Below are 26,004 nucleotides of genomic sequence, written 5' to 3'. Positions count from 1 at the left end.
TTTATGAGTGACGCCTTTGCACAATTGCCAATAGTCCAAGGCCAACCCTTGGACATCCGCCCCCACCGCACCCTGAGCATCGCCCACCACCCCGGCACTACCCAAGCCGAGACGGTGGTGTTCTTCTGCCACGGCGCCGGCGGCAACAAAGACCAATGGCGCCCGCAATGGCAGGCCCTCAAGGCCGAGGGCTACAGCCTGGTGGCCTGGGACCTGCTGGGGCATGGCGACAGTGCTCGCCCGCGTGACGACCAGGCCTACGCCTGGCATGAGTTGGTGGCGGACTACCTGGCGATCCTGCAGCGCTATGCCGGCACGCGAAACCTGATCGTCGCCCATTCCTTTGGCACTGGCCTGAGCCTCAGCGCCTTACTGGCCAGGCCGACGGTAAAGATCGACGCCGCGCTGCTGCTGGGTACTCAGCTGTATCGTCCGCAGGTCAGCGGTGGCTTGTTGGCGCTACCGGCCTGGATCCTGGAATGGCTGCGTCCGGTCCTGGCCAAGGGCTTTCGTGAACGCGCCTGGCATGCCACGGCCGACCCGGCACTGGTGGCCTATGAAGAGAAACTCACCGAGCGCAACCGCCTGCATATGTTCAAGGCCCTGACCAAGAACGCCCAATGGCCGGACGCCGAACAGATCCCCAGCCTGGCCCTGCCGATCAGCGTGCTGGCTGGCGACAGCGATGGCCTCACCCCGGCCAGCGGTGGCCAGGCGTTGGCCGCGCAGGTGCCGAATGCCGACTTCCAGGTGCTGGAGGCCTGCGGTCACCAGTTGATGCTGGAAAAGCCGGACGCGGTGCTGAAAGCATTCAACAAATTGCTGGCAAGGGCCTTATAACTCAAAAACTTTTTGCTATGCGATTCAGCTATTGGATTGTTCATGAGGTAATGCATTTAATCCGGGGCCTAACTCATTGTTGTTTGGTGTAAATCAGCGTTTTTTCGCGCTGTAATGAGTCACCGTTGCGCCTTAGAGATGAGCCATGAACCACCCCGAGCCCCTGATCCGACTGTGTGATCTGTGCAAGACCTTCGGCGCCCAAAAGGCGCTGGATCAGGTCAGCCTGGACATTTATCCCGGCGAAGGGGTGGCATTGCTGGGGGCCATGGGCGCAGGTAAATCCACCCTGGTGAAAATCCTCAGCGGCACCTTGACCCCGGATGCCGGTGAGTTGTGGGTCGATGGCCAACGGCAACGCTTTACTTCGCCGCTGTCGGCACGACGCGTCGGCATCGTGGCGGTGCATCAGAACCCGGATGACGCCATCGCCCCAGGCCTGAGCGTGGCCGAGAACCTGCTGCTCGACGAACTCGGCGCACCCGACGCCGACTTTCTGCTCAACCGCAAAAGCCTGTTGCAACGCGCCCAAACCATCGCCGCCGGGCTGGGCCTGGACCTGCCGCTGCAACTCCCGGTCGAGCGCCTTGGCCGCGCTGACCGCCACCTGCTGGTACTGGCCCGCGCTTTCGTACTGCAACCCAAACTGCTGATCCTCGACGAACCCACCGCCGCCCTGTCGGAAACCGACGCCGAACGCCTGCTCGGCCTGATCGACAGCCAACGCGCCCGCGGCGTGGCCATCCTCTACATCTCCCAACGCCTGTCCGACCTGCAACGGGTGACCAACCGCGCCATCGTGCTGCAAGAAGGCCGCCTCACCAGCGACCTCAACACCCGGCACCTGCCCTCGGCGGCCTACACCCTGTTTGGCGACGTGGCCGAGCAACCCACACTGACGCCGGACAAGGCCCTGGCGGTGCCGTTTCTGGAGCGGTTTACCCGTGCTGGGTTTATCCGCAATCGGGCGGAGGGGAAGGCGGTGCGGGAGCAGGTGGAGGGGGGGCAGTTGGAAGTGCCGATCAAAGATTCGAAGGCGGCACCCAAGCTGTGACTTCGTTGCGCAAGGGGTGAAAAACTAAGACCACCTGTCGGTTTTATGGGCGGTTTCACACGTTTAAAGAACCTCTGTTATTGAGTCAGTAAGGTCGGGCGCTGGGGCGCGTATTGAGTAAGTTGTTAATCAGGCTGTACTTAATTTTTCAGATTGACGAAACAATTATTGGTTGTCTGGTAGGCAATTGTTGGGCGTCCGATTGTGTTGAGTGAAATGTCTGAATTGTTTAGTTGTATGAAAACGTCCGAGCCTTGATTGTCTCTCAAAAGTCGCTAGCTTTTGAATGAATGGTGACGATGAGGTGATTTATGAGCAGCGACTTGTTGTGCAAGCCGTTTTTGCTGGCTGGGCTATTTGTTAAGGAACAGTTAAAAGAGCCCATTGCGCTTTTTTGGATGGTGATATCTCCGGTGACTACGTTCTATTTGATTATTTATGCCCGGTCGAACGCAGACGGGATGCCGGAAGATTATCTGTCAGTGACGTCGTGGTTTTATGCCTTTGTAGCCTGTAGCGTGGCGTTCTTTGGTCTGGCGTTCTACATTATAGGACGAAGGGAAAGCGGTTTTTTACGCTCCTTTGTCTATACCGGCCGTACTAAGGCTATCTTCCTGTTTGGGCAATATTTCGCTTATTCCTTTATATCAATAGTTTATTGCACTGTTTTTTACTGCTTCACACGGCCCTATTTTGGGCCGTTGGCGGTGGCGGAATTTTTTGATGTTTTAGCGAGGTTTTATACTTGCTATGTATTATTTTCTGCCATTTCACTGTTGTTTACATTGATTCCTATGGGGTTTCAAAATACCAATACTGCCTTTTCTGTGCTCTCTTTTTTAATGTTGGGGGTGGGTGTCGCTAGCGTAAATTCTTCTCATCGATTGTTCGAGGTGATCAAGGTTTACAACCCCATGTGGTGGGCCAATCAAGTAATGAGCCTGGGCGTCAGCGAGTCGATAATAGTTGTGTTGGTTGCTGTCATGACCTGCTTTTTTGCGTTTTGGATAACCCTCAGGTTTCTTGTCATCAACCCCGTATGGAGCCGGTACTGATGAAAGAACTTATCGTCACATCCCTAGGGGTCAATTACGCACACCACACCTTATTCAAGAGTGCCTCCTTGAAAGTCGAAGCCGGTTCGATTTCCGGTTTGCTGGGACCTAACGGCTCAGGCAAAACCACCTTTTTTGACGTGGTGTGTGGCCTCAAGAAAATGCACAGCGGTGACATACACAACGCGTTCTCAAAACTGCTGTACCTGTCGCAAATCATCAGCACGCCACCGGTGTTTCGTATGTACGACATCTTCAAAATGATCATGATTTTTTGCGCTGATACCCAGGTCGCCCAAGCCCATGCTCTGGAAAAAATCGAAAAATGGAGCCCAGGCATTGCAGAGCGCTACTGCGAAATCTGGAATAAAAAGTCTTCCCTGTGCAGCTACGGAGAAAAGCGCTGGTTTTTCACGCTGTCGCTTCTCTCGGCCAATGCAGACCTTGTGATCCTGGATGAGCCCACTGCGGGCGTAGATCCAGAGTTTCGCTATCACATCTGGCGATGCCTGGAAGGCGCGGCGGCGGAAGGTGTTGCGGTGTTGGTCTCGTCTCACAATGTTGACGAGATCGTTGCGCATTGCGATGACTTCTACATGATCAGCCAGCAGCGCTTTAACCGGTTCACCGACGCCCAAGGCTTCATGAATGCGTATGGCGCCAGCAGTTTGGACGAAGCATTCATACAGGCTGCCAGCCTGCCAAAACCCTCAGCCTGAATGCACTATTGGCGGTTTGGCACAAACATGCCACTCCCATACCCCTGCGCATGAAACAACCCTCCACGGATACGCCACGCCCAGCAACAGCAGCAGCAGGGCGCGGGGTTCGGTGGTGAACAGGCGCAGCATCATGGCAACGGCGGGTAGAGGATGAGTTGCAGGTAGCCCTTGGTATAACGCGTCCCTCCCAACGGCAACCGCCCAGCCTCACGCCGCTCACTGGTGCTGTTGACCCGCATCAGCACGCCGACCGAGCCGTGTTGGCGTGCGTCGTTGAGCCACCCCTGCAGCTGATCGAGTTCGACCTTTCGGTGCAGGGCGCCCGCATAGTGCAAGCCGTAACGCAGCTCACCCTCGGTGTCGTACAACGCCACGTCAGGCCGTTGCAGGCGCCAGGCCAGGGCGCTGGCGCTGCCCAGTTCGTTGCTGAGCAGGGCGTGGGTTTGCTGCAGTTCGGGCAGGTGCTCTTGCACAAACTGGTCGGGCATTTCGTTGTCGGTTATTTGTGCGGGCATGCCAGACGGCAGCAACACCACCAGCAGGCCGATGCCCAGCGCTGGCATCGCCCACCGCGTCAGTGGGCGCAAGGCTTGCAGCAGGTTGGTAAGGATCCACACCAGCAGCACGATAAAGGCCAGGGACAGGCTGAACATCTCGGCATGGCTGTTGCCGTACAGCGGCTTGGTGACTTGCAGGTAGATCAGGCCGACCATCGCCGCCATGCCGATCATAACGTTGAGCAGGCCATTGAGGCAGATGATGCGGGTGCGGCCGGCGCTCACCAGGTCGCTCAGGGTATGCCCCATCAGCAACGCCAGGGGCAGCAGGCACGGCATGATGTAGGTGGGCAGCTTGCCGTTGCTCAGGCTGAACAAACCCAGGGGCAGCAGCAGCCACAGGGCCAGGAAGGTGATGGCGGGCTGGCGCTTTTCCTGCCAGGTTTTGTGCAGGGTGTTGGGCAGCAGCCCCATCCAGGGCAGGCACGCCACGGCGATGATCGGCAGGAAGAACCACCAGGGGCGCACGTGCTGGGCGTCGTCTGCGCTGAAACGGCGGATATGTTCGTTCCAGAAGAAGAACCGCCAGAAGTCCGGCTCTTGCAGATGGATCGCCAGCACCCACGGCAGGCAAACCAGCACCGCCACACCCACAGCCAGCGGGCCATAACGCAGCAAATCAGCCGCGCGACGTTGCCACAGCATGTAGGGCACGGCGATCAACACCGGCAGTGCCCAGGCCAGGAAGCCTTTGGTCATGAAGCCCATGGCGCAGGCCAGGCCCAGCAGCGCCCAGGCGCCGAGACGGCCGCGTAAGGTGCGGCTGTCGAGGGCAAACCACAGCGCCACCAGGCTCAGGTTGACCCACAAGGTGAATTGCGGGTCGAGGTTGGAATACCCCGCTTGCCCGGCCACCAGCCCAAAGCTCAGGTAGAGCAGGGCGCAGACGAAGCTTTTGCGCGGGTCATTCCACAGGCGCCGGGCGATCAGGTAAGCCAGTAGCACGCTCAGGCCAGTGGTGAGCGCCGAAGCGATGCGCACACCGAACAGGTTCTGGCCAAACACCGCTTGGCCCAGGGCGATCAGCCAATAGCCGGCGGCGGGTTTTTCGAAATAGCGCAGGCCCATGAAGTGCGGCGCCACCCAGTTGCCGCCCAGCAGCATTTGCTGGCTGATCTGGGCGTAGCGGGTTTCATCCGGGATCCATAAGCCGTGCAGGCCCAAGGGCAATAAATAAAACGCGGCGAACGCCAGCAACAATAAAGGCAGCGGTTTAATACGGGTCATTAAAACGTCGCTCCTTGACGTTCAGTGGCGCGCAATCGCTGTGTTGAAGTCATAGCGCACAACAACAAGGCTTCCACTAAGAGGTTGAAAATATTCATGACGTCCTTAACTAACGGGCGCAACTAAACATGCCAGAAGATGGCTGTCGTTTTACTGAACATGGCTGGGGTGGGTGGTGGGGAAGTTCTAGGGTTGTTTGAGTGCGAGGGGCCAGTCTTGAATGTTCAACAGGCCCAGGCTCTTGAACTTGCCGTTGGGCAGCACCTGCACGAACAGCGCACTGCCGTACGCGGGGAAGGCCGCGTGGGGGAAGCCGAGGGTCTTTTCGAAGTCGGCGATGCAGCCGCTGTGGGTGACAAATATCAGGTTGCGGCCGGGGCTCTTGTGGCTGAGCAGTTCCTCGCCCATGGCGGCCCCGCACACGGCTTGCTGGCCGGAGGTCAGCGCGTTTTTGTTAAACATGAAACGCAGGGTCTGGGCGGTGCGGATGGCCGGACTGGCGAGCATGTCGCTGCCGTCCATGCCCAGTAATTTAAAGGACTTGCCAAGTTTTTCGGCCTGCTGGCTGCCGTTGATCGTCAGGCCTTCGACGGGGCCCAGGCAGGGGTTTGTCGAGCGGTCGCAGCGCTCTTCGTGACGCACCAGCACAATCACGTCACCGTCGCGCCACAACGGCAGAACCTGGGAGGTGAGCAGGCGATTGCCGATACCCAGGTCCCGTGGCGACAAGGGCCACAGCAGACTGGCGGTGAGCAACAGGCCGATCACTGCGATGCCCAGCCAAAGCCGGGCCAGGCGCTTGAAAAAGGCTTGCGGCGAACGCGCTTTGGCCAGCGTAAGATCAACCACGTTATTCACCCTGGGCACTGTTGGCAGTGTTGTAATAGTTAGGCGCAACGTCTTGGCGAATGCCCTTGGTGACGCGGGAGGCTGTCACAGGGTTGCTGTCTTTTCGCTGAACACGTTGCGGTTAAAAGTGGCCAGGCAGCACAACTTTAAAGTTGCCGACGAGTGACACTTAGCCGCTAATTTAAAGTGCGGTGAGTGGGCGGCCGGTGAAATCCATGTGAAAAATTTGCGTGGCGTTGATCCGTTGCCGTTATTCTCGGTTGCCGACTTTTAGAAGAGTGTTGCCATGTTGCAGGTGCAAGGGGTTTTCAAGCGCTATGCCACGCCCCAGGGCCCGCTGACGGTATTGGCGGGTGTGGATTTGCACCTGGCCCCGCGCAGTAGCCTGGCGTTGATGGGCGAGTCGGGCAGCGGCAAGAGCACCCTGCTGCACCTGGTGGCGGGGCTCGACCGTGTGGACGGTGGCCGCATCCAGGTGGGCGAGCAGCGTCTGGACCAGCTCAGCGAAGCCCAATTGGCCCATTGGCGCCGCACGGATATCGGCCTGGTGTTCCAGCAGTTCAACCTGATCGGCAGTTTGCGCGTCGATGACAACCTTGCCTTCCAGGCGCGGCTGGCGGGGCGGTTTGACCCTCGGTGGCAAGCGCAGCTGGTGGAGCGCCTGGGCCTGGGGGACTTGCTTAAACGCTATCCCGAACAGCTCTCCGGCGGCCAGCAACAGCGGGTGGCGGTGGGGCGTGCGTTGGCCTCGCGGCCAGGCTTGCTGCTCGCGGACGAGCCCACCGGCAACCTTGACGAGGCCACCAGCGACGAAGTCCTGCAACTGCTGTTGGACGTGCTGCGCGACAGCCCTACCAGCTTGTTGATGGTTACCCACAGCCCGCGCATCGCCGCACGCCTGGACCGCCAGGTGGTGTTGCACCACGGTCGTGTCATGCCCGCGGGCGACGCCTGAAATGGCGGTGTTCCAGTGGACCCTGCGCGCACTGTTGAGCCATTGGCGGCGGCATCCCGTGCAGTTTTTCAGCGTGCTGACCGGGTTGTGGCTGGCCACCGCGCTGTTGACCGGCGTGCAGGCGTTGAACAGCCAGGCACGCGAGAGCTATGCCCGAGCCAGCCAGTTGATCGGCGGCGAGCCCCAGGCCAGCCTCGTTGCGCCGGACGGTGCCAGTTTCCCCCAGGCGTTGTTCGCCCAATTGCGCCGGGCCGGTTGGCCCGTGTCGCCGGTGGTACAAGGGCGGGTGCAACTCAAGGGGCATGAAGACACGCGCCTGCAATTGATGGGCATCGACCCGGTGTCGTTGCCTGGCAGTGGCGCGGTGGCGGGGCAGCGCCTGAGCCAGGCGCAGATGGTGGCGTTTTTTGCACCGCCGGGGCGTACCTGGATCGCGCCGCAAACCCTGCAGGCACTGGGCCTGCAGGAAGGCCAGCAACCGATCACCTTGAATGGCCATGCGTTGCCGCCGCTGCAGGCCCAGGCGGACATGGCACCCGGCCTGCTGCTGACGGATATCGGCTTTGCCCAGCCGCTACTGGATATGCCCCAACGGCTGTCGCGCCTGTTACTGGACAATGCGTTCGCCGCCGCCCATCCCACCCCTCCCGCCGGGCTGCAACTGCAGCAGGGTGAAGACAACAACCTGTCTCGCCTCACCGAAAGCTTTCACCTGAACCTGGACGCCCTGGGCTTTTTGTCCTTTGTGGTGGGGCTGTTTATCGTGCACGCCGCCATTGGCCTGGCCCTGGAGCAACGGCGTGGGCTGCTGCGCACCTTGCGTGCGTGTGGGGTCAGCGTGCGCCTGTTGATCCTCAGCCTGGGGGTGGAACTGGGGGTGTTGTCGTTGCTCGGTGGTGTGCTCGGCGTGGCCAGCGGGTACCTGCTGGCCAGCCTGTTGTTGCCGGACGTGGCCGCCAGCCTGCGCGGCCTGTATGGCGCCGAGGTGGCGGGGCAGTTGAACTTGAGCCCGTGGTGGTGGGGCGCGGGCTTGGGCCTGAGCCTGCTCGGCGCGTTGCTGGCCGGCGCCAGCAGCCTGTGGCGCGCGGCACGCCTGCCGTTGCTGGCGTTGGCCAATGCCCAGGCCTGGCATGAGGCCCATGGCCGCTGGTTGCGGCGCCAGGGTTGGGTGGCCGCTACGGCGCTGTTGATCGGCGTATTCGCGCTCTGGTGGGGGGATAGCCTGGCTGCCGGGTTTGTGCTGATGGCGGCTTTGCTGCTTGGCGCGGCCCTGGGCTTGCCGGTGTTGCTCAACGGTTTGCTCATGGCGGTGCTGGGGCGCAGCCGTTCGGTGCTGGGCCAGTGGTTTCTTGCCGACTGCCGCCAACAGCTGCCGGCCTTGAGCCTGGCGCTGATGGCACTGTTGTTGGCCCTGGCCGCCAATATCGGTGCGGGCTCGATGACCTCGGGCTTTCGCCACACTTTCACTCACTGGCTGGAACAACGCCTGACGGCCGAGCTGTACCTCAACCCCCAAACCCCGGCGCAGGCCGAGCAACTCGGCGCCTGGCTGGCACAGCAGCCGTTGGTGGAAGCCGTGTTGCCCACCTGGCAGGTCGCGGTGCAATTGCAGGGTTGGCCGGCGGAGCTGTTTGGCGTGGTCGACGACCCGACCTATCGCCAGCACTGGCCATTGCTGCAGGCGACAAGTGCGCCGTGGGACCAGTTGCAGCAAGGCGACACCCTGATGCTCAGTGAACAATTGGCCCGCAAGCTCGGCGTGAAGTTGGGGGATACCCTGAGCCTGCCTTCGGCACACGGCGAGTGGGCGCCCAAGGTGGTGGGGATCTACGCCGATTACGGCAACCCCAAGGGCCATCTGCTGGTCAACGCCCAGCACCTGCTGGCGCATTGGCCGGCGTTGTCACCGGCGCGCTTCAACCTGCGGGTGGCCCCTGCAAACGTGGCGCCCCTGGTACAGGACGTGCAACGCGCCTTTGCGCTGGAAGACAGCCGCATCGTCGATCAACAGCAACTCAAGGGCTGGTCGAGCCAGGTCTTCGAGCGCACCTTCGCCGCCACCGCCGCCCTCAACAGCCTGACGTTGGGCGTGGCCGGCGTGGCGCTGTTCATCAGCCTGCTGACTCAAAGCCAGAGCCGCCTTGGCCAGCTCGCACCGCTGTGGGCGCTGGGCGTCACGCGTGGGCAATTGATGCTGCTGAACCTGGGGCAAACCTGGCTGCTGGCCGTGCTCACGCTGGTTCTGGCCGTGCCGCTGGGGGTGCTGCTGGCCTGGTGCCTGGACGCGGTAATCAACGTGCAGGCCTTTGGCTGGCGCCTGCCGCTGCAGGTATTCCCGTGGCAACTTGCCCAATTGTTGGGGTTGGCAATGTTGGCCACGCTGCTGGCCTCGGCCTGGCCGCTATGGCAGTTGTACCGCAGCCGCCCGGCAGATTTGTTAAGGACGTTTGCCCATGAAGATTAAGACGCTGGGGTTCACGGTGTTGCTGCTATTGAGCGCGTGCGACAAAGCCCCCGCGCCCGAGGAGAGCTTCGCGGGCCTGGGCAGTGACGCGGCGGACTTTGCCCAGGTGGTGCCCGGCAAGGTCTTTGGTTTTCCCGAGGACCATGGACCCCACGATGGCTTTCGCATCGAGTGGTGGTACGTCACCGCCAACCTCAAAGACGCTGCGGGCAACGAATTCGGCGTGCAATGGACGCTGTTTCGCAACGCCCTCAAGGCCGGGCCGCTGCAAACGGGCTGGCAGGATTCCACCGTGTGGCTTGGCCACGCCGCCGTTACCTCGGCCACCCAGCACTACGCCGCCGAGCGTTTTGCCCGTGGCGGTGTCGGTCAGGCGGGCGCCCAGGCAGCGCCGTTCAATGCCTGGATCGACGACTGGAATTTTGCCACCCAGCCCGGCGCTGCAAGCCCCCTGGCAGCGATGCAACTCAAGGCCAGTGGCGCGCAGTTCGCCTATGACTTGCAGCTGACTTCCAGCCGCCCATTGGTGCTGCAAGGTGACAAGGGCTACAGCCGCAAATCCGATCAGGGCCAGGCGTCCTACTACTACAGCCAGCCGTTTTTTACCGCCACCGGTCGCGTAAGCATCGATGGCACCACCTACCAGGTCAGCGGCCCCGCCTGGCTCGACCGCGAGTGGAGCAGCCAACCCCTGGCCGCCAGCCAGACCGGCTGGGACTGGTTTTCCCTGCACCTGGACCGTGGTGAACAGTTGATGCTGTTTCGCGTGCGCCAAACCGATGGTACGGGCTACCTGACCGGCACCTGGATCGACCCACAGGGTCACACGCAAACCCTGCACAACGCCGATATCCAACTGACACCGCTGCACACCACCCCCCTCGATGGCCGCCGCGTTCCCACGCGCTGGTCACTCAAAATCCCGAGCAAACAGCTGGATATCACCACCGAGGCGGTCAACCCCAATGCCTGGATGAACCTAAGCATTCCGTACTGGGAAGGGCCGGTGCGGTTTGACGGGGGAGTGGGGTACCTGGAGATGACCGGGTATTAGGCTGGGAAAATTTCCCACAAAAAACACTGGACATGCATACAGTTGTTGGCTAGATTCCATCCCAGGTGACCGGATGTCACCTGACCTTCAGTTTTTAACTATGGATGGATAAAAAATGAAATCGAAAAAAGCCTTTATGTTGGGCGCGGCCATGGCGGCCTCCTGCTTTGTCTCGGCCTTTGCACTGGCCGGGCAAACCCCACCGGTACTCAGCAGCGATGTGGTCAGGCAGGCCGTGGACAAGGCGCTCAAACCCGGTGGTGCGGTGCAAGCGTCCACGTTGTCGGATGCCCTCAAGCAGAAGATCAAGGCGGCCAAGGCCGGCAAGTCTCAGGGTGTGGCGAACAAGTCGGCAACCAACAGCGCGGCGGTCGACAGCCCCGTCGACCCGCTGGAAAAACCCAGCCAGGCTCAACTCAAAAGCGCGGCCGTCGCTGCGTTCACGCCTTTGTTCCCCACCCTGGATATCAACACGCTGTATACCCTCACCGAGGTGGAGACCGGCGCGCAAATCGCCTACCACTTCAACCTGCCCAAAGACGCGCGGATCCAGGTCCAGCTGCTGAACCAGAGTGCGGGCACCGATATGTCCTTGACGCTGTTGCGCGATGACGGCCAGGGCAACCTCACCCTGTTGGGCACCTCCGATGCGGCCGGCAATGCCGATGAATACCTCAACGGTGTGCTGCCTGCCGGGGACTATTACTGGTTTATGGTGGCCAATACGGCCAGTAACTCGCAGTTCGACTTTGGCGTAGCCGTAGACAGCAACATCGATGCCTACGAACCCAACGACACCGCGCAAACCGCCTTTGCGCTGCCGGATGGGTTGAACCAAGTCACCGGTAACCTGGACAGTGTCAACGACGTCGATTATTTCGATTTCACCTCGGTGCGTGGCCAAGGCGTGGGCATGTTCCTGGGGGATGACGGCGCGGGTACGCGCAACCAGTGGATCTTCGAACGCTATGACGGCAGCAAATGGGTCGAGATCCTGCAGAACAACACCTCGACCTACCCGACCCTGACACCGGGTTACACCGTCAAGGTGCGGGTGCGGGCCAACCCTGCAGTGGCGCTCAACCCCCAGGCGCAATACAAGCTGACGCTAGGCTCGGCGCCACGTTTGAACCAGAGCAATGTGAACGGTGACAACGTGGTGCGTGTGCCCAGTTCCATCATGCAGTTGGCGACCCAGGCGTCGCGCAGCCTGAGTTGGAGCACCCAATGGTCTGACAGCACCGGTGAGCCGTTGCGCGGAGTCACCCCGGTGCTCAAGGTGGACAAGCGCTTTGACAACACCATCAACTATCACTGGGTCGATTACGAGGCCAAGACCGGCATCACCGGCGCAGCCTCCGGCAATGTCGACCTGGGTACCTGCTCTGGCGACTTCCATGTGGTTTATCCAGACAGCGCGTCTGGCCAGACCTATAACTGGGATACCTGGTTCAACATGGGCGGCTGGCGCATCGAACTCAAAGAGTTCCCAGGGGTTGGCGTTGGCGGCAATATCTCGCAGTACGTCAGCCTGGGTCATATCTGCAGCCAGCGCATCGTGCGTTAACGGCAACACCTGAGTAGGCAAAAAGGGCGGTCCATTCGGATCGCCCTTTTTGCTGGGTGCGTGCGCTGGGGGGTTAGACGTTATTCGGGCGCCAGTGCCAGGCTCAGTGGCAACCGCGCCATGCTCATGCTCTTCAACGAGCCCAGGTACAACCAGTCGCCATGCTCCCTGGCAGTGGTGATGGGGGAGTAATTGCCCGCGCTGCCATCCTGCAAGTTCGCGATGACGTTGGCATCGGTATCCAGCCCCAGCACAAAGGCTTTGCGCTCCACGGGCTTGGGTATCACCATCAACGCCCGCACCATCACCTTGCGCAACAGCGGGTAACCGGCAAAGCCATCCAGCAGCGGGTTGCGGGGGGAGTACAGCGCTACCCAGAAACGGTCGCGGCCGTTGAAGCTGAGGTTGTCCGGCAGGCCGGGCAGGTTGTCGATGAACAGGTCGTGACTGCCGCTGCGATCGCCCTTGAGCCAGTAACGGCTGATGCGATAGGCGCCGGTTTCATTCACCAGCACGTAGTTTTCGTCCGGGCCCAGGGCCACGCCGTTGGCGAATTGCAGTTGGTCCAGCAACACCTCGGTGGTGCCGTTGCTGAAGTCATAGCGCAGTAATCGGCCATCACCGCCATGTTCAATCACCGCTTCGCCATCCTGGCCGTAACCCCAGCGGCTCGACGCATCGCTGAAGTACGCATAGCGTCCGCTGGCATCGACGGTCACGTCGTCGGTAAAGCCGAACGGCACGCCGTTGGCGGCGGTGCTTAACGTGGTGAGTTGGCGGTGTTGGTCCAGCGCCAGCAAGCCCTTGATGCCATCGGCAATGATCAGGCGCCCATCCGGGTGCAACGCCAGGCCCAGTGGGCGCCCGCCGGTATTGGCCAGTACTTGCAGGGTGCTACTGCTGGGGGAGGTACGGATGATGCGCCCGTCGTGCAGGCCGCTGATCAAAAAGCCCTGGGCGTCCAGCACCAGTGCTTCAGGCCCGGCGATATCCTGGGCGCCGATTTTTTGCACGGCCTTGAGCCGCAGGTTTTCGGCAAAGGGGCCCTCTTTGAGCGACGGTGCCTTGGGTGGCGACCAGTTCACCGGTTGCACCTTGGTGGGCATCAACAGCAAAAAGACCACCACGGCCAGCAACAGCACGAACAACAGATGACGCAGTTTTTTGGGACGGGTACTCATGACGATTCCTGGTTGTCGTTGGGGCTCGGTTCCCAGTGCAGGGTGCCGAACAGGTAATCCATCAGGGGCAGCACAATATTGAAATTGCGCCCCTGCATCAGCTCGCGACGGTGATGCAGGGCGTGCAACCGGTGCATCTGCCGCAGCCATGGCAGGCGCGCCACGGGGTGCTCGACGGGCAGGTGTTCGCAGGCGTGGAACACTTCGTACAGCAGGTAGCCGAGGATCATGCAACCGGCGAACAGGCCAGCGACGTTGGGGCTCAGTTGCTTGAGCAGCCACGAGGCCGGCAGGGTGATCGCCAGGCTGTGCAGCACGATCAGCCAGGCGGGGAACAGGATCACGCGCCAGTCCCTGGGGCTGTCGTAGGTCATGTGGCCGGGGGTGAAGAAACTGTGGTGGTCGCCGGTATGCCGTGCGTAGAACAAGCGGGCGAGGGCGTGCTTGTGATGGCCGAGGTGGCGGTGCACGAGGTAGATGCAGAGGTTGAAGAACACCAGGGTCAGGGGTACGGTCAGCCATTGCAATGGGGTGATCCGTGCGGTGGAGGACCAGGCCAGGGTGATGCACGCAATCCCGTACGCCAGTACGAAACTGGCGTGGAGCCAGGGGTTGTAGCGGGGGTGGACGCTGGCGCGATAGCGCTCGCGAAAAGCCTCGGTGGGGTGCTGCATGCTGGGGCGCTCGGTGTTTTTTTGTTGGAGCCTGAGCTTAGTTGGTGATGGGGAATCTGCGAGCTTTTTGCAGGCGGGGTGACGCAAGCAGCAGGCACGTAGTGTTGTAGTGAGCGGGCTTGTCGGGTCGCCGCTTAGATGAGTGGGTCCCAGCGCTGCGACCAGTCGCTCTCGGCCTTGACCACACCGCGCAGCAACTCCAGCGCCTGCTGCAATACGGCCGAATCCCGCGCCCGCGAGTACACCAGGTAAGTGGGGAAATTGAACTCCGGGGCCTTGGGTACGCGCTGCATCACGCCGCTGGCCAGGTAGCTCTGGACCACGCGGGTGCGGAAGTAGCCCGCGCCGCCGTTCTCCAGGATGTACTGCAGCGCCAGCGGGCCGAGGTTGAAACTCAACGCAGCGCGGGCCTTGTCGGGCAGGGCGGTGTCATGTTGCTGGCGAAAGCCCGGGCCCCAGTCGATGTACACGTAGGGGTCAGGCTTGCTGACCAGTTGCACCAGGATGAGCTTTTCTTCCAACACCTGCTCCACCTGCAAGCCTGGCCAGTACTGTGGCTGGAACACCAGCGCGGCATCCAGCACCCCCAGTTCCAGCTGGCGCAGCAGGTAGTCGCCTTCGCGCACTTCGGTGCGCAATGCGTGGCCGGGGATATGTTCGCGCAGGGCTTGGGCCCAGCCGAGCATCAAGGGGTTGCACAGGCTGACCTCGCCACCGATATGCAGCACATTGCGATAGCCATCGGGCAGCGGCAGGTCGCGCTTGGCCGCTTCCCAGGTTTGCAGCAGCTGGTTGGCATACACCACGAACGCCTCGCCATCGGCGGTGAGGCGGGCGCCGGCGCGGTTGCGCACGAACAGAGTGCTGCCCAGTTGGCTTTCCAGGCTTTTGACCCGGGCGGTGATGGCGGTCTGGGTGACGTGCAGTTTCTCGGCCGCCGCTGCCAGGCTGCCGCAGCGGGTGATTTCGAGGAAGGTGCGGGCCAGTTCGATGTCCATGGTGTTACTTCACGTCGGCGGGAGGCAGTTTGAAACGATGAGGCCGCGAGGATAGCACCGAGTCGGTTTCGGCGCAGTGGCGCATCACTGCACCGGCTGCGCATCGTTGCACACCGTCGAGCGCGGCGGCTTGGTGCCGTGTACCAGGTAATCCCCTACCCACTGACTGACACAGGCGCTCACCCCACTGAACGAAACCCCGTGGGCGTAGGTGTCCTTGAGTTGAACGCGACTGGCAGGAAAGGTGCGTTCAAAGGCCCAGGCGGCGCCGGTAGAGGGGGCCTGGTCGTCGAACTCGGCTTGCACCATCAGCAAGCTGTCGAGTTCGGCCAGGGCCTTGTGCGGCAGCGGGCTGGCATTTTTGCGTGGCCAGGTGGTGCACTGGCGGGCTTCCTGGGCACTGCCGGCCACCGGGTGCGTGGCGAGGAGCTCGGCTTCCTTCTGTTGCCACATTGCTTCGCTGGAGTAGGCCGAGTCGTTGCACAGGATGGCGGTTCTGACCGAATCGGCAGCCGACATTCGCAGCGGTCCGGGTTTGGGGACGCTGGCTTGCAAGGGCTCGCGAACGCGTTGCAGCAACAGGCTGAACATCAACTTGGCGCGCTCTTCAATCAACGGGTCCGGGCTGAATTGATGGGCCCTGGCGCGGGCCTCCAGTGTGAGGTCGTCGCTGTCGGGGGTTTCCCGCAGCCAGCGACTGAGCAGGTGCGCGCCCATCAGGCTGGCAGGGTCGCTGTAGTAGCGGTTGCTGGAACGCAGTGCCGTACGCACGCTGGGCAGTAACTCCATGAACACCCGGCGCACGGCGACGGGGCTGTCACCCAGTTGATACACCCCTGGGTCCAGGGCGGCGGGTTGGGCAACGAAGCGATCAAAGATTTTCTCCTTCTCGCCGGCCACGATAAAACTGGCGTGTTCGAAGGTGGACGTCCAGTTGATATTCGAGTCCAGCACCATGCGTCCTACATGCGCCGGGAACAGGCCGCCGTACCATGCACCGAGCCAGGTGCCGTAGGCGTTGCCCAGGTAATTGAATTGCAACTCGCCCAGTTGCTTGCGCACGAACTCCAGGTCGCGGGCGGTCTGCTCGGTGGTGATGTAGGGCGCCAGCGGGTGGCTGGCGCAGGCTTGGGCAATCAGGCGGGCATTGTCGCGCACGGCGGCCAGGTTGCCTTCGCTGCGGTCTTCACTGGCGTCTCCTTGGGGCACGATCATCGCGTCGGAGCGGCATTCCAGGCGCGACCCCGGCACACTGCCCAACCCGCGTGGGGTGACTTCGACTACGTCGTAAGTGTCGGCCAGTACCTGGTAGGTTTCCCCCAAGTCGGGTTGCTGCGCGTAGTGCTTCCATACCGATGCCAGGTGTACTGCGAAGGTTCCGCCGGCATCAAGCCCGGGGCCGCCGGGGTTGGCGAACAGGGCGCCCTGGCGTGACAGGGGCTGCCTGGCCCCTACGCGGGTGATGTCGAAGCTGATGCTGCCGCGCTCTGGCGCGGCGTGGTCGAGGGGGGCCGTGACGATACCGCATTGGGTGCGTTCGACCACTTCCGGGTCCAGCCGTGCCAGCGCCGGTTGTGTGCAGTCGAGGAACCATTCGATGCCAAAAGGGGAAGGGGGTGTTTCAGTGTGGCCGGTGGCGGGTACCAGGGTGGCCAGCAGCACCAGCCATTGGAAGGCCCTGGCATGTGCAGTTGGGCGGGGTTTCATCTGCAATCCTGGTCAGTCGTGTGGGAAAAAGAAGCCACTGTTGTGGCTTCTTATTCGGAGCGACTTTTTTACCAAGGACCACGGGGTGAAAAATGTAGGAGGACAAATCGGGGTGTGTACGAAACGTGACTTTCGTTTATCAGATTTCGGTGTTCCAGCCGCCTCCCAGCGCTTTGTACAACGTGATACTCGCTTGCAGGCGCGACAAGCGCAGTTGCACGTTCAAGTCCTGGGCCGCGTATAGGGTGCGTTGGGTTTCCAGCACCGTAAGCAGGTCTTCGGCCCCCGCCTGGTAACGACTTTCGGCGATCTGGAACGCGGTCTGCGCCTGTTGCAGTTCTTCACTTTGCCAGCCGCGCTGCTGATCGAGGCGGGTAATAAGACTGAGGGCTTTTTCCACATCGGCAAAGCCGTTGATGATCGTGCCGCGATAGGTTTGCAACAGTTCGTCCTGACGCGCCCGGGCCTTGTCGCGCTCGGCGCTTAACCGGCCATTGTTGAAAATCGGCGCCACCAGCCCCGACGTCAGGGTGTAGAACGGGCTGCGCAGGAGTTCGCTCGCCTTGTAGGCGCCGGAGCCGACGGTGGCGCCCAGGGTCAGGGTGGGCAGCATGGCGGCGCGGGCGACAGTCACATCGGCACTGGCCGCCGCCAGTTGTGCCTCGGCCTGGGCGATATCGGGGCGCTGGCTCAGCAGTTGGCTGGGCACGCCAGGGCCAATGACGGGCCAGGTCAATGCCTGGAAGGTTTCGCGGCCCAGGTCCAGGGCCTGTACCGGCTGGCCGAGCAGGGCGGCCAGGGTGATCCGGGATTCTTCCGCCACTTGCTGGATCAACGGCAGTTGCCGCTCCTGGCTGGCCACCAGGCTTTTTTGCTGGGCCAGTTCCAGGGCGGTCGCGGACCCAGCGTCGTAACGGGTTTGCACCAGCCCGAGTACATTACGTGCGTTGGCCAGGTTCAGCTCGGCGATCTGCTGGCGTTGCCGGGCGGCGAGGGTTTGCGCGTAACGGTCGGCCACATTGCTGGCCAGGGTCAGTTCCACGGTGGCCTGGTCGAACCGGCTGGCTCGCAAGGCCTGCACGGCGCTGTCCCGTGCGGCGGCACGGCCACCCCAGAAGTCCACTTCGTAGCTGGCGGTGAAGTTGGCGTCATAGTTGGTGACGGTGTTGTTGCTTTCGGTGGCATCCAGGTCCGAGTTGCCGCTGCCGCGCAGCAGGCGTTCACGGCTGGCGCCAAGGTTGAATTTGACCTCGGGCAACAACGGTGCACCGGCGATCACGGCACTGGCCTGGGCCTGGCGCACGCGGGCCGTGGCCGCGGCCACGTCGAAGCTGTCGTGGCGAGCCTGCTCCACCAGGCGGTTGAGTTGCGGGCTGCCAAATTGTGTCCACCATTGCCGGTTGGTGGCCTGGGCCGCCTGGCGTTCGGTGAATTGCCAGGCCGCTGGTGGGGCGATACCGCTGTCGACCGCAGGCGGGTTGCCGGTGCAGGCGTTTAGCAGCACACACAGGCTGAGGACGGACAGGTGCGAGGGGATGGATCGTTTATTCACTGGTCAACGCCTTAACCGGATCGAGCCGGGCAGCTTTACGGGCCGGCATAAAGCCGAATACGACGCCGGTCACCAGCGCACAACCAAATGCGCCCAGCACCGCCACCAGGGAAAACTGCACCGCCACCTTGGCCAGCACCAGCACGCCGCCCACTACCAGGGCCAGGGCAATACCGCATAGGCCGCCGACCACCGAGAGCATCACCGCTTCGGTGAGGAACTGGCGCAGGATGTCGCGCTGGCGTGCGCCGGTGGCCATGCGAATGCCGATCTCACGGGTGCGTTCGCGCACGGTCATGAGCATGATGTTCATCACGCCAATGCCGCCCACCAACAGCGAGATTGCCGCAATCGAGCCGAGCATCAGCGACAGGGTGTTTTGCGTACGGGCTTCGGCCTGGATCATCGCCGCGTTGTTGGTCAGTTCGTAATCGCGCTTGCCGTTGTGCAACCGCAGCATAAGCTGGTCGATGGCCACTTCGGCGTCATGCACCTTGCGCGCATCGGTGGCGGCGATGGCCACGTACTCGGGGTTGTAGCTGCCAAACAGGCGCACGCTGGCGGCGGTGTAGGGGATGGCGATGCGGTCGTCACTGTCCTTGTCGCCGGAGCTGGCGCCTTTTTCCGCCAGTACGCCGATCACCTGGAAGGGCACGTTCTCGATCAGGATGTATTGGCCAATGGGGTCGACTTCGCCCTTGAACAGCTTTTCGCGCACTCGATGGCCAATCACCGCCACCGTAGCCCCTGCACGTTCGTCAGCGGCGGTGAAGTAGTTGCCCTCGACCACCGGCCAATTGAAGATCTCCGGGAAGTTGGTGTCGTTGCCGCCCACGTAGGCCATGTAGTCCACATTGCCGTAACGCACGCCGGCCTCGCTGCCGTTGACCGGCATGATGCGCTTGACCTGGGGCAACGCCGCCAGCGCCGCCACATCATTGAGGGTGATTATCCCCAGCGGTGTTCGCGGGTTGGGCGACGAACCGCTCAAGTACAAGATGTTGGAGCCGAACGCGCCCATCTGCGCCATGACCTGGCGCTTGCTGCCTTCACCCACGGCCAGCATCACCACCACCGATGCCACGCCGATGATGATCCCCAGCAAGGTCAGCGCCGTGCGAAACCGGTTGATCCACATCACCCGCCAGGCGGCTTGCACGGCATCCACCAGTTCGGCTTTCCAGGCGCCATTGTGCTCGGCGCCGTCCACCAGGCGCTGGCGCAGGTCCACGGCTTGTAGCGCACCGGTTACGGTGGCCGGCGTCACATGGGTGTCGTGGGCCGAGTCGCTGATGATCAGGCCATCGCGAATTTCGATGATACGGTTGGCCCGTGCGGCCACTTCGCGGTCGTGGGTGATCAGGATCACCACATGGCCCTGGCTGGCCAGTTCGTCCAGCAGCGTCATCACCTCCTTGCCGCTGTGGCTGTCGAGGGCGCCGGTGGGTTCATCGGCGAGGATGATGTGCCCGCCGTTCATCAGGGCGCGGGCGATCGACACCCGTTGCTGCTGGCCGCCAGACAACTGGTGCGGGCGGTTGCCAGTGCGCTCGGCCAGGCCCAGGCGTGTGAGCAGTGCATGGGCACGGGCATGGCGCTCGGCCGCGCTGATGCCGGCATAGATCGCCGGCATCTCGACGTTTTCCTGGGCCGAGCCCGACGCAATCAAGTGATAACCCTGGAACACAAAACCGAACGCCTCGCGACGCAGCCAGGCCAGCTCGTCAGTGTCCAGGTGGGCGACGTTTTCCCCGGCGAACAGGTAGTCGCCGACGCTTGGGCGATCAAGGCAGCCGAGAATGTTCATCAAGGTGGACTTGCCGGAGCCGGAGGCGCCGACAATGGCCACGAATTCCCCGGCATGGATTGCCAGGTCGATGCCGCGCAGCACATCCACCTGGGGGCTGTCGCCACCGCCGTAGGATTTGCGGATGTTCTTGAGTTCGATCAGGGGCGTGGTCACCTCAACCCCCGTTGCCGTCGGCCGGGCCGATCAACAGGTGATCGCCTTCGCTGAGGCCGTCGAGCACCTGCACCCGCAGGCGGTCGCTGATGCCCAGGCGTACTTCACGCTCCTCGATACGGCCGTTTTTGGCTACCACACGGGCGATCTGCTTGTCGGCACTGCCGGTGCCGAGCAGGGCGGCGACGGGGGCAGTGAGGGCGTCCTTGACCGAACTGGCGACAAAAAACACCTGGGTGGTCATTTCGGCCATCAGCGCGTTGTCGCTGTTGTCCACATCCAGCAGCACGGTGTACAGCACCACGCGGCCGGTGCCGCTCTTGCTCGAACTGGTGGGGCTGCCGCTGCCCTGGCTGGTTTCATTCAGGGGCTTGGGCGGGATCGGCAGGATCTGGCGCACTGTACTGGTCCAGCGCCGGTTGCCGCCGCTCAACGTGGTGAAGTAGGCAGTCATGCCGGGTTTGACGTGCCCGATGTCGGCTTCCGAGACCTCTGCCCACACGGTCATCGGCGACAGCTTGGCGATGCGCAGGATCAGCGGCGTCTGCTGCTGGGCGTTGAGGGTCTGGCCCACGCGCGCGTCCACGGCCACCACGGTACCGTCCATTGGTGCATAGATGCGCGTGTAGCCCAGTTCCGCCTCGTCACTGCGCAGGCTGGCCTGGGCTTGCAGGATCTGCGCCCGGAACATGTCGACGCGGGCCTGGGTGGCGCTCAGTTCGGCCTTGGCGGTTTGTACGTCTTCTTCACGGGTGGCATTGCCGGTCTCCAGGCGCTGTTGGCGCTGGTACTTCTGGCGCGCCAGTTCATGCAGGGCGGTTTGCTCTTGCAACTGGGCCTTGAGGTTTTCGATGGCGTAGCGGCTGGCGTCGAGCTTGGCCTTCTGGGTGGAGGGGTCGATTTCCACCAGCAATTGGCCTGCCTTGACCTGGTCGCCTGCCTCGACGTGGATTTTCTGGATCTGCCCGGACGCCTGGGCGCCTACATCTACATAACGACGCGGTTGCAGGGTGCCCAGGGCGGTGACGCTGTTTTCGATCGCGCCGCGGGTCACGGTGACGGTGGTCAGGGCGTCGCGGCCCGGTGGCAGCACTTGCCAGGCGGCGACGGCAATGACGGGTATCAGGCACGCCACAACAAGCAGGGCGCGTCGGGCAGGTCGAGGGCGTTTCATGCTTAGGTTCCAGCCAGGAAAGTTCGGAGCGCAGTTGCGCGCAGCTGACAGTTAAACGAGAGAATTGCCCGAAGATTTAGGCTGTTACATACCGTGTAACAGGTGGGCGACAGAAAAAAATCGACCGTTGGCGCAAGACTTCTTTAAAAGTAGATGAGAATTACTATAAATTGCACGAGCCCAAACTGCCATCATGGAGTGGGCGCTCATATTTTATGTGCTCAAGGAATGGATACCGCCCCTCTACGGCGGTCGGGAGTCATGTTGGAAAACTACTATCGCGAGCTGGTGTGTTTCCTTAACGCCAAGCTGGGCAACCGTCAGGTGGCCGAAGATGTGGTGCATGACGCTTATGTACGGATCCTGGAGCGTTCCAGCGACGTACCGATCGACCAACCCCGCGCGTTCCTGTACCGCACTGCACTGAACCTGGTGATCGACGGCCATCGGCGCAACGCCTTGCGCCAGTGCGAGCCGCTGGAAGTGCTCGACAGCGAAGAACGCTTTTCCCCCAGTTCGCCCCACGCCAGCCATGACCAGGTGCAGCGCATGGAGATGCTCGAACGGGCACTTGCCGAACTGCCGGCGGCCTGCCGCGACAGCTTCCTGCTGCGCAAGCTCGAAGGCCTTACGCACCTGCAAATTGCCGAACGCCTGCACATTTCCCGCGCCCTCGTGGAGAAACACATCGTCAACGCGATGAAGCATTGCCGGGTGCGGATGCGCGAGTGGGACGCGCACTGATCACCGATCAGTTAAATTTTATTTCACTGTCCTCGTTTCCTATCAACACATGACCTGTTGTTCTGCCTTCAGGTCTCGAAGGTTTTCCCGCCCCAACGCCACGGGGCTTATCCAGAGGACACTGGAATGACACAGGCAATTGCTTCGCCCGCGGTTCACGACCTTATCGGTATCGGTTTCGGCCCATCGAACCTGGCGCTGGCCATTGCCCTGCAGGAACGAGAGAAAACCCAGGGCAAGCTGGACGCGCTGTTTCTCGACAAACAAGCCGACTACCGCTGGCACGGCAACACCCTGGTAACCCAGAGTGAATTGCAGATTTCCTTCCTCAAGGACCTGGTGACCCTGCGCAACCCCACCAGCCCGTACTCCTTCGTCAACTACCTGAAGGCCCATGACCGCCTGGTGGACTTCATCAACCTGGGCACCTTTTACCCGTGCCGCATGGAGTACAACGACTACCTGCGCTGGGTGGCCGCGCAGTTCCAGGACCAGGGTCGCTACGGCGAGGAAGTGCTGGCCATCGAGCCGATCCTGCATCAACAGCAGGTCGAGGCGTTGCGTGTGATTTCCCGCGATGCCCAGGGCGAGCAGCATGTGCGCACCACGCGTTCGGTGGTGGTCAGCGCCGGCGGTACGCCACGGGTGCCCGTCGCGTTCAAGGCACTCAAGGACGATAGCCGCGTGTTCCACCACTCCCAATACCTGGCGCGCATGGCGCAACAGCCGTGCGTGGAAGGCAAGGCGATGCGTATCGCGATCATTGGCGGCGGCCAGAGCGCGGCCGAAGCCTTTATCGACCTGAATGACAGTTACCCGTCGGTGCAGGTGGACATGATCCTGCGCGGTTCGGCGCTCAAGCCCGCCGATGACAGCCCGTTCGTCAACGAAGTGTTCTCGCCGGCCTTTACCGACCTGGTGTTCCAACAGGTGGGCGCCGAGCGTGAGCGCCTGGTGGCCGAGTACCAGAACACCAACTATTCGGTGGTGGATTTGGACTTGATCGAACGCATCTACGGGATTTTCTACCGTCAGAAAGTTTCCGGCATCGCCCGTCACGCGTTCCGCACCATGACCGTGGTAGAGAAGGCCGTAGCCGGGCCGCTGGGCGTCGAACTGACGCTGCGCAACAATGCCACCGGCGAGACCAGCGTCAATCATTACGATGCGGTGGTGCTGGCCACCGGGTATGAGCGCCAGATGCACCGCCAATTGCTGGCGCCCCTGGAAGCCTACATGGGCGACTTCGAGGTGGCGCGTGACTACCGCATCGTCACCGACGAGCGTTGCAAGGCCGGTATCTACATTCAGGGTTTCAGCCAGGCCAGCCATGGTTTGAGCGATACCTTGCTGTCGATCTTGCCGATCCGTGCCGATGAAATTGCCGCGTCTCTGTATGAAAACGACCGTCACCGTGGCAAAGGTCGTACGGTGCAGGACCTGTTGCTGGCCACTGCCAGCTGACCAACTGCGCTTGTGACCCGAAGGGCTGCCTGATACTGTACAAAAAACCAGTATCGGTAGCCCTTCATGCAGTTGATCGAAAAACTCAGCATCCTCGCCGACGCCGCCAAGTACGACGCCTCCTGCGCCAGCAGCGGCGCGCCCAAGCGCAGCTCCGAGGGCAAGGCGGGGCTGGGCTCCACCGATGGCATGGGTATCTGCCACAGCTACACCCCTGATGGGCGCTGCGTATCGTTGCTCAAGGTGTTGCTCACCAACTTCTGTCTCTACGACTGCCAGTACTGCGTCAACCGCCGCTCCAGCGACGTGCCCCGCGCGCGTTTCAGCCCGGAGGAGGTGGTCACCCTGACCCTGGATTTCTACCGGCGCAATTGCGTCAGCGGGTTGTTTCTAAGCTCCGGCATCATCCGTTCGTCCGACTACACCATGGAGCAGTTGGTGCGGGTGGCGAAACTGCTGCGCGAGGAGCATGACTTTCGTGGCTATATACACCTCAAGACCATACCCGATGCCGACCCGGCATTGATCGCCGAGGCAGGGCGTTATGCCGACCGTTTAAGTGTGAATCTTGAATTGCCCACCGAGGCCAGCCTGAAAACGCTGGCGCCGGAAAAAACCGTCGGCTCGATCAAGCAAGCCATGCAGACCATCTACACCGGCGAGCAGACGGTGCTCAATGAGCCGCGCGCGCCGCGTTTCGCCCCGGCCGGGCAAAGCACCCAGCTGATCGTCGGCGCCGACGACACCGACGACAGCACCATTCTCCACGGTGCCGAGGCGTTGTACGGCAATTACAAACTGCGCCGGGTGTATTACTCGGCGTTCAGCCCCATTCCCAACAGCCCCAAAAGCGTGCCCCTGGCCGCGCCACCGTTGATGCGCGAGCACCGGTTGTACCAGGCCGACTTCCTGCTACGCAGCTACGGGTTCAGTGCCAACGAATTGTTTGAAGGCCCCGGCCACCTGGCCCTGGATATCGACCCCAAGTTGGCCTGGGCGCTGGACAACCGTGAGGTCTTCCCCCTGGACCTCAACCGGGCCGAGCCCACCTTGATTGCGCGCATCCCCGGTATCGGCCTGCGCACCACCCAGCGCCTGGTGGACCTGCGCCGTGAGCGCAAGATCCGCTACGAAGACCTGGCGCGCATGCGTTGCGTGCTGGCCAAGGCCAAGCCGTTTTTCATCACCAGCGACTACCACCCGCAGCAGGCCGACAGCACCAGCGTGCTGCTGCGCGAGCAACTGCGCGATCGCCCGCAGCCGCAACAGATGGGGTTGTGGGGATGATCAGCCTGGAATGCGACAACCTGTTCAGCACCTGGCGCGACCAAGCGCGCTGGCTGCTCAGCCATCAGGTCGACCCCAGCCAGGTCAGTTGGGGCGAGGCACAAGCCGCCGACCTGTTTGCCACCGATGAGCCCATCCCCGAGGGGCTTGGGCCGTTTCAGACGCGGGTGCCCAAGGCGTTGCTGGAGTTGCTGGAATCGGCGGCCTGTTATCACGGCGACCAGCGTTGGAGCCTGCTGTATGAAGTGCTGTGGCGTGTCAGCCATGGCGATCGAACGGCGATGCTGGCGGGAGACAAGTTGGGCAGCGAGTTGCAGCGGCGCATCAAGCAGGTGAGCCGGGAAGCCCATCACCTCCATGCATTTGTGCGCTTTATTGCATTGCCGGCTGCGGCAGGCCCTGAACTGCCTGAGTACGTGGCCTGGCATGAACCGGCGCACGACATCTTGAAGTCCGCCAGCCAGCATTTTGTCGGGCGCATGGGGCGCCATCGCTGGATGATCGCTACGCCCATGGATGGGGTGTATTACGACGGCGAGCAATTGATTCATCAACGTGCATGCCCCGAGGCGTGGCAGCAACTGGCGCAGAACGTCGAAGACCCCCACAGCGAGATGTGGTTGACCTACTACAGCCATATCTTCAACCCGGCGCGGTTGAACCCCAAGGTGATGGAAGGGCACCTGCCCAGCCGGTTCTGGAAGAACCTGCCGGAGGGCAAGTTGATACCGGGGTTGATCAGCGAGGCGCGGATGGGCAAGCAGAAGGATGGGCAGGCCACGTTGATTGGCACCAAACCCGGTAAGCGAATCTCAAGTGGGCACGGTTAAAAAATGTGGGAGCGGGCTTGTGTGGGAGCGGGCTTGCTCGCGAAGGCGGTGTGTCAGCCAAAGATATTTCGACTGACCCACCGCCT

Annotated in this window: 21 protein-coding genes; 12 read left to right on the top strand and 9 right to left on the bottom strand. The window is 62.0% G+C overall.

Annotated features, from left to right (window positions below; translation table 11 throughout):
- Nucleotides 1–3 precede the first annotated feature (3 nt).
- From DYL59_RS20775 to DYL59_RS20760, 4 genes are all read left to right on the top strand, one after another.
- Nucleotides 4–840: an alpha/beta fold hydrolase gene (locus DYL59_RS20775; protein WP_135290847.1), complete on the top strand. Its 837-nt coding sequence runs from the start codon at nucleotides 4–6 to the stop codon at nucleotides 838–840.
- Between the two features lie 145 nt (nucleotides 841–985).
- Nucleotides 986–1,894: an ATP-binding cassette domain-containing protein gene (locus DYL59_RS20770; protein ID WP_135290846.1), complete on the top strand. Its 909-nt coding sequence runs from the start codon at nucleotides 986–988 to the stop codon at nucleotides 1,892–1,894.
- A gap of 311 nt (nucleotides 1,895–2,205) precedes the next feature.
- Entirely contained in the window at nucleotides 2,206–2,949 is a 744-nt protein-coding gene (locus DYL59_RS20765) for an ABC transporter permease (RefSeq protein ID WP_135290845.1), read from the top strand.
- The gene (locus tag DYL59_RS20760) at nucleotides 2,949–3,668 is read left to right on the top strand and encodes an AAA family ATPase (protein ID WP_135290844.1); all 720 of its coding nucleotides are present in this window, start codon (nucleotides 2,949–2,951) and stop codon (nucleotides 3,666–3,668) included. The genes DYL59_RS20765 and DYL59_RS20760 overlap by 1 nt, the downstream gene beginning before the upstream one ends.
- Nucleotides 3,669–3,799: 131 nt before the next feature.
- Here the strand turns inward: DYL59_RS20760 and arnT are convergent, their stop codons facing one another.
- Together arnT and pmrG are read right to left on the bottom strand one after the other, a co-directional pair.
- Complete coding sequence (arnT, locus tag DYL59_RS20755) at nucleotides 3,800–5,455, bottom strand: lipid IV(A) 4-amino-4-deoxy-L-arabinosyltransferase (RefSeq protein WP_135290843.1); 1,656 nt, start codon at nucleotides 5,453–5,455, stop codon at nucleotides 3,800–3,802.
- Between the two features lie 186 nt (nucleotides 5,456–5,641).
- The gene (gene pmrG / locus DYL59_RS20750) at nucleotides 5,642–6,322 is read right to left on the bottom strand and encodes a lipopolysaccharide core heptose(II)-phosphate phosphatase PmrG (protein ID WP_135290842.1); all 681 of its coding nucleotides are present in this window, start codon (nucleotides 6,320–6,322) and stop codon (nucleotides 5,642–5,644) included.
- A 268-nt stretch (nucleotides 6,323–6,590) separates the two neighbouring features.
- Between pmrG and DYL59_RS20745 the strand changes: the two genes are divergently transcribed.
- From DYL59_RS20745 to DYL59_RS20730, 4 genes are all read left to right on the top strand, one after another.
- Nucleotides 6,591–7,259 (top strand): ABC transporter ATP-binding protein, encoded by a 669-nt coding sequence (locus DYL59_RS20745; RefSeq protein ID WP_135290841.1) that lies wholly within the window; start codon nucleotides 6,591–6,593, stop codon nucleotides 7,257–7,259.
- Between the two features lies 1 nt (nucleotide 7,260).
- Nucleotides 7,261–9,723, top strand: a complete 2,463-nt coding sequence (locus DYL59_RS20740; protein WP_135290840.1) for an ABC transporter permease — start codon at nucleotides 7,261–7,263, stop codon at nucleotides 9,721–9,723.
- A complete protein-coding gene (locus DYL59_RS20735; RefSeq protein ID WP_135290839.1) occupies nucleotides 9,713–10,777 on the top strand; it encodes a lipocalin-like domain-containing protein in 1,065 nt (354 codons plus the stop codon). Before DYL59_RS20740 ends, DYL59_RS20735 begins: the two co-directional genes overlap by 11 nt.
- A 115-nt stretch (nucleotides 10,778–10,892) precedes the next feature.
- Nucleotides 10,893–12,344, top strand: a complete 1,452-nt coding sequence (locus DYL59_RS20730; protein WP_135290838.1) for a hypothetical protein — start codon at nucleotides 10,893–10,895, stop codon at nucleotides 12,342–12,344.
- A gap of 80 nt (nucleotides 12,345–12,424) precedes the next feature.
- Here the strand turns inward: DYL59_RS20730 and DYL59_RS20725 are convergent, their stop codons facing one another.
- The 7 genes from DYL59_RS20725 to DYL59_RS20695 all read right to left on the bottom strand — a co-directional run bounded on the left by DYL59_RS20725 (nucleotide 12,425) and on the right by DYL59_RS20695 (nucleotide 21,593).
- Nucleotides 12,425–13,525: an SMP-30/gluconolactonase/LRE family protein gene (locus DYL59_RS20725; RefSeq protein WP_135290837.1), complete on the bottom strand. Its 1,101-nt coding sequence runs from the start codon at nucleotides 13,523–13,525 to the stop codon at nucleotides 12,425–12,427.
- Nucleotides 13,522–14,199 carry a sterol desaturase family protein gene (locus tag DYL59_RS20720; protein WP_135290836.1) on the bottom strand — a complete coding sequence of 226 codons (678 nt, stop codon included), beginning with the start codon at nucleotides 14,197–14,199 and terminating at the stop codon, nucleotides 13,522–13,524. Before DYL59_RS20720 ends, DYL59_RS20725 begins: the two co-directional genes overlap by 4 nt.
- Before the next feature lie 134 nt (nucleotides 14,200–14,333).
- Nucleotides 14,334–15,197 carry a LysR family transcriptional regulator gene (locus tag DYL59_RS20715; protein ID WP_135290835.1) on the bottom strand — a complete coding sequence of 288 codons (864 nt, stop codon included), beginning with the start codon at nucleotides 15,195–15,197 and terminating at the stop codon, nucleotides 14,334–14,336.
- Between the two features lie 84 nt (nucleotides 15,198–15,281).
- Nucleotides 15,282–16,904: an alpha/beta fold hydrolase gene (locus tag DYL59_RS20710; RefSeq protein ID WP_135290834.1), complete on the bottom strand. Its 1,623-nt coding sequence runs from the start codon at nucleotides 16,902–16,904 to the stop codon at nucleotides 15,282–15,284.
- A 139-nt stretch (nucleotides 16,905–17,043) separates the two neighbouring features.
- The gene (locus tag DYL59_RS20705; RefSeq protein ID WP_135290833.1) at nucleotides 17,044–18,456 is read right to left on the bottom strand and encodes an efflux transporter outer membrane subunit; all 1,413 of its coding nucleotides are present in this window, start codon (nucleotides 18,454–18,456) and stop codon (nucleotides 17,044–17,046) included.
- Entirely contained in the window at nucleotides 18,449–20,419 is a 1,971-nt protein-coding gene (locus DYL59_RS20700; RefSeq protein ID WP_135290832.1) for a MacB family efflux pump subunit, read from the bottom strand. Before DYL59_RS20700 ends, DYL59_RS20705 begins: the two co-directional genes overlap by 8 nt.
- Before the next feature lies 1 nt (nucleotide 20,420).
- Nucleotides 20,421–21,593, bottom strand: coding sequence for an efflux RND transporter periplasmic adaptor subunit (locus tag DYL59_RS20695; protein WP_135290831.1), 1,173 nt, complete (start codon nucleotides 21,591–21,593; stop codon nucleotides 20,421–20,423).
- Between the two features lie 261 nt (nucleotides 21,594–21,854).
- Between DYL59_RS20695 and DYL59_RS20690 the strand changes: the two genes are divergently transcribed.
- From DYL59_RS20690 to DYL59_RS20675, 4 genes are all read left to right on the top strand, one after another.
- On the top strand, nucleotides 21,855–22,337 hold the full coding sequence (locus DYL59_RS20690) for a sigma-70 family RNA polymerase sigma factor (protein WP_135290830.1): 483 nt from the start codon (nucleotides 21,855–21,857) through the stop codon (nucleotides 22,335–22,337).
- Between the two features lie 126 nt (nucleotides 22,338–22,463).
- Nucleotides 22,464–23,801: a lysine N(6)-hydroxylase/L-ornithine N(5)-oxygenase family protein gene (locus tag DYL59_RS20685; protein WP_135290829.1), complete on the top strand. Its 1,338-nt coding sequence runs from the start codon at nucleotides 22,464–22,466 to the stop codon at nucleotides 23,799–23,801.
- A gap of 66 nt (nucleotides 23,802–23,867) precedes the next feature.
- Entirely contained in the window at nucleotides 23,868–25,088 is a 1,221-nt protein-coding gene (locus DYL59_RS20680; RefSeq protein WP_135290828.1) for a putative DNA modification/repair radical SAM protein, read from the top strand.
- Nucleotides 25,085–25,918 carry a TIGR03915 family putative DNA repair protein gene (locus DYL59_RS20675; RefSeq protein WP_135290827.1) on the top strand — a complete coding sequence of 278 codons (834 nt, stop codon included), beginning with the start codon at nucleotides 25,085–25,087 and terminating at the stop codon, nucleotides 25,916–25,918. Before DYL59_RS20680 ends, DYL59_RS20675 begins: the two co-directional genes overlap by 4 nt.
- Nucleotides 25,919–26,004: the final 86 nt, after the last annotated feature.

The organism is Pseudomonas kairouanensis, from assembly GCF_004682055.1.
In the GTDB taxonomy this organism is placed as follows: domain Bacteria; phylum Pseudomonadota; class Gammaproteobacteria; order Pseudomonadales; family Pseudomonadaceae; genus Aquipseudomonas; species Aquipseudomonas kairouanensis.
Note: the sequence above shows the minus strand (reverse complement) of the source record. Positions and strands in the feature narration are given on the sequence as shown.

What these genes read in the sequence shown, in the direction of transcription:
- DYL59_RS20775 (WP_135290847.1), top strand. Translation starts at nt 4, where the DNA reads ATGAGTGACGCCTTTGCACAATTGCCAATAGTCCAAGGCCAACCCTTG.
- DYL59_RS20770 (WP_135290846.1), top strand. Translation starts at nt 986, where the DNA reads ATGAACCACCCCGAGCCCCTGATCCGACTGTGTGATCTGTGCAAGACC.
- DYL59_RS20765 (WP_135290845.1), top strand. Translation starts at nt 2,206, where the DNA reads ATGAGCAGCGACTTGTTGTGCAAGCCGTTTTTGCTGGCTGGGCTATTT.
- DYL59_RS20760 (WP_135290844.1), top strand. Translation starts at nt 2,949, where the DNA reads ATGAAAGAACTTATCGTCACATCCCTAGGGGTCAATTACGCACACCAC.
- arnT (WP_135290843.1), bottom strand. Translation starts at nt 5,455, where the DNA reads ATGACCCGTATTAAACCGCTGCCTTTATTGTTGCTGGCGTTCGCCGCG.
- DYL59_RS20745 (WP_135290841.1), top strand. Translation starts at nt 6,591, where the DNA reads ATGTTGCAGGTGCAAGGGGTTTTCAAGCGCTATGCCACGCCCCAGGGC.
- DYL59_RS20740 (WP_135290840.1), top strand. Translation starts at nt 7,261, where the DNA reads ATGGCGGTGTTCCAGTGGACCCTGCGCGCACTGTTGAGCCATTGGCGG.
- DYL59_RS20735 (WP_135290839.1), top strand. Translation starts at nt 9,713, where the DNA reads ATGAAGATTAAGACGCTGGGGTTCACGGTGTTGCTGCTATTGAGCGCG.
- DYL59_RS20730 (WP_135290838.1), top strand. Translation starts at nt 10,893, where the DNA reads ATGAAATCGAAAAAAGCCTTTATGTTGGGCGCGGCCATGGCGGCCTCC.
- DYL59_RS20725 (WP_135290837.1), bottom strand. Translation starts at nt 13,525, where the DNA reads ATGAGTACCCGTCCCAAAAAACTGCGTCATCTGTTGTTCGTGCTGTTG.
- DYL59_RS20720 (WP_135290836.1), bottom strand. Translation starts at nt 14,199, where the DNA reads ATGCAGCACCCCACCGAGGCTTTTCGCGAGCGCTATCGCGCCAGCGTC.
- DYL59_RS20715 (WP_135290835.1), bottom strand. Translation starts at nt 15,197, where the DNA reads ATGGACATCGAACTGGCCCGCACCTTCCTCGAAATCACCCGCTGCGGC.
- DYL59_RS20710 (WP_135290834.1), bottom strand. Translation starts at nt 16,904, where the DNA reads ATGAAACCCCGCCCAACTGCACATGCCAGGGCCTTCCAATGGCTGGTG.
- DYL59_RS20695 (WP_135290831.1), bottom strand. Translation starts at nt 21,593, where the DNA reads ATGAAACGCCCTCGACCTGCCCGACGCGCCCTGCTTGTTGTGGCGTGC.
- DYL59_RS20690 (WP_135290830.1), top strand. Translation starts at nt 21,855, where the DNA reads ATGTTGGAAAACTACTATCGCGAGCTGGTGTGTTTCCTTAACGCCAAG.
- DYL59_RS20685 (WP_135290829.1), top strand. Translation starts at nt 22,464, where the DNA reads ATGACACAGGCAATTGCTTCGCCCGCGGTTCACGACCTTATCGGTATC.
- DYL59_RS20680 (WP_135290828.1), top strand. Translation starts at nt 23,868, where the DNA reads ATGCAGTTGATCGAAAAACTCAGCATCCTCGCCGACGCCGCCAAGTAC.
- DYL59_RS20675 (WP_135290827.1), top strand. Translation starts at nt 25,085, where the DNA reads ATGATCAGCCTGGAATGCGACAACCTGTTCAGCACCTGGCGCGACCAA.